Annotated in this window: 1 protein-coding gene; it reads left to right on the top strand. The window is 77.1% G+C overall.

Annotation, left to right across the window (positions count from 1 at the left end; genetic code table 11):
• Positions 1–32 precede the first annotated feature (32 nt).
• On the top strand, positions 33–2,672 hold a 2,640-nt coding region (locus HMPREF0731_RS20805; protein WP_245538377.1), incomplete at its 3' end, for an alpha-2-macroglobulin family protein.

Genomic DNA, 2,672 nt, shown 5'->3' with positions numbered 1-2,672 from the left:
CGGCGGCGGCGGCCTGGGAGCAGCGCCTGGGCATGCCGCAGGCGACGGCCGAGCAATGGCTCGCCCTCGGCCGCGCCCAGCTGTCGCGCACGCCCCCTGAGCCGCGCCGGGCGCTGCAGGCGGCCTGGCGCAGCTTCACCCTCTCGGCCGCCGGCGAGCCGGAGGTGCCCTCCCTGGTGCTGATGTCGCTGGCCTTCCGCCAGCTCGACCAGTGGGTGCAGGCGGTGGGGGCTCTGGAGGCGGCGCAGCAGCGCGCGCCGCTCGACCAGACGGTGCGCGCGGCGCTGACCAGCGCGCGGCGCGAGGCGGGGCTGCTGCTGCGCAACATCCGCACCGAGCCGGAGGCCGAGCCGGCGCGCGCCTGCCTCAGCTTCTACGGCACGCTGAGCCGCGGCGCCGAGTTCCAGCCGGGCGACTGGCTGCGCGCCGACCCGCCGATGCCCAACCTGACGGTGACGCGGGAGAACGGGCAGATCTGCCTGGCCGGCCTGCCCTGGGGCAGCACCACGCGGCTGACGCTGCGCGCCGGCCTGCCGGGCGAGGACGGGGTGCGGCTGCGGCAGGACACGCCGCTCGCCATCGCCATGCCCGACCGCCGGCCGCGCCTGGTGTTCGACGGCACGCGCTTCATCCTGCCGCGCGGGCAGGCGGCGCGGGTCGGCCTCGCCTCGATGAATGTGCGCGCGCTGAAGCTGCGGCTGGTGCGGGTGACGGAGCGCAACCTGCGCCCCTTCGCCGACTGGGCGCCGCGCGGCGAGGCGCTGTCCGACTACATGGCCGAGCAGGTGCCGGAGCGCTGGGGCCGCACCGTCTGGGAAGGCCGCGCCGAGGTGCCGGATTTCCGCGCCAACGCGCTGAACCGCACCGTGCTGCCGCTGCCGGAGGAGATCAACAAGGCCGGCCCCGGCCTCTATGTGCTGCTGGCGGCGGAGGACACCGGGCCGGGGCCGCAGAGCAGCGATCTCGTCGCCGGGCTGCCGATCCTCAGCACCGATCTCGGCCTGACCGCCTGGCGCGGCGAGGAAGGGCTGGCGGCGCAGCTGCGCGGGCTGCAGGACGCGGCGCCGCGCGCCGGCCTGCGCGTGGCGCTGATCTCCCGTGCCAACGACATCCTGGCCGAGGCCACGACCGATGCCGGGGGGCTGGTGCGCTTCGCCGCCCCGCTGCTGCGCGGCACCGGCCCGATGGCGCCGGTCGCGCTGCATGCCGAGGCGGGGGACGACCTGGTGGCGCTCGACCTCGACGCCGCCGCCTTCGACCTGTCCGACCGCGGCGCCGAGGGGCGGCCACAGCCCGGGCCGCTCGACCTGTTCCTGTGGCTCGACCGCGGCATCTACCGCCCCGGCGAGACGGTGCAGCTGACCGGCCTGCTGCGCGACGCCGCCGGCAGCCCGCGCGAGCTGCCGATCCGGCTGCGGCTGCTGCGCCCGAACGGCCAGGTGGCGGCCGAGACGGTGGCCGCGCGCGGGCCGGATGGCGCGCTCTCCTGGCCGGTGCCGCTCTCGCCCGGGGCCGCCGCTGGTGTCTGGTCGATCCAGGCGCGGCTGGAGCCGAACCAGCCGCCGCTGGCGACGCAGAGCTTCCGCGTCGAGGCCTTCGTGCCGGAGCGGCTGGCGGTGCAGTTCGGCCCCGCCCCCGGCCCGATGGTGCTGGGCCAGCCGCTGTCCATCCCCTACGAGGTCCGCTTCCTCTACGGCGCCCCCGGCGCCGGGCTGGAGGGCGAGGTGGAGGGCCAGCTGGCGCTCGACCCCGCGCCCTTCGCGACCGACGCCGCCGATGGCACGCAGCGCCGCAGCCCCTGGGAAGGCTGGCGCTTCGGCCTGTCGGAGGAGAGCTTCGGCGGCGGCGCCATCTCCGGCGGCAGCGTCACCGCCGACGCCGAGGGGCGCGGCCGCTTCGCCGCCCGGCTGGAGGAGCTGCCCGACACCTCCCGCCCGCTGCGCGCGCGCTTCACGCTGAGCGTCGCCGACCCGAATGGCCGCGCCACGGCCAGCACGGTCGAGGTGCCGGTGCGCGGCGCCAACCCCTATATCGCCATCCGCCCCGGCTTCCAGGGCGGCAGCGTCGAGGTGAACAGCGAGGCCGGCTTCGAGGTCGCCCTGGTCTCGCCCGAGGGGCGGGCGCTGTCCGGCCGGCTGCAGGCGCGGCTGCTGCGCGAGCGTCCGACCTGGCGCATCGTCACCCGCGGCGGGCTGGCGCGCTACGAGACGGTCTGGCAGGACGAGCCGGTGGACAGCGCGACGCTGACCACGGCGCCGGAGCAGCCCGGCCGCTTCGCCCGTTCGCTGCCCTTCGGCCGCTACCGGCTGGAGGTGACGCAGCCCGGCGGGCTCGCCATCGCCGCGGTGCGCTTCCGCTCCGGCTGGACCGGCTCGGACAGCCCGGAAGTGCCGGACAAGGTCGATGTCTCGGCCGACCGCGCCGCCTATCCGGATGGCGCCACGGCGCGCATCCACATCCAGTCGCCCTTCGCCGGCCAGGCCAGCCTCGCGGTGCTGACCAACCGGCTGATCAGCCTGCGCAACATCCCGGTGCGCGAGGGCGCCAACGAGGTGGAGCTGCCGGTCGACGCCGCCTGGGGCCCCGGCGCCTATGCCGCCGTCACCGTCTTCCGCCCCGGCGCGGCCGCCGATGGCCAGCCGCGCCGCGCGCTCGGCCTGGCCTGGGTGGCG

It is taken from the genome of Pseudoroseomonas cervicalis ATCC 49957 (assembly GCF_000164635.1).
GTDB lineage: Bacteria > Pseudomonadota > Alphaproteobacteria > Acetobacterales > Acetobacteraceae > Pseudoroseomonas > Pseudoroseomonas cervicalis.
Note: the sequence above shows the minus strand (reverse complement) of the source record. Positions and strands in the feature narration are given on the sequence as shown.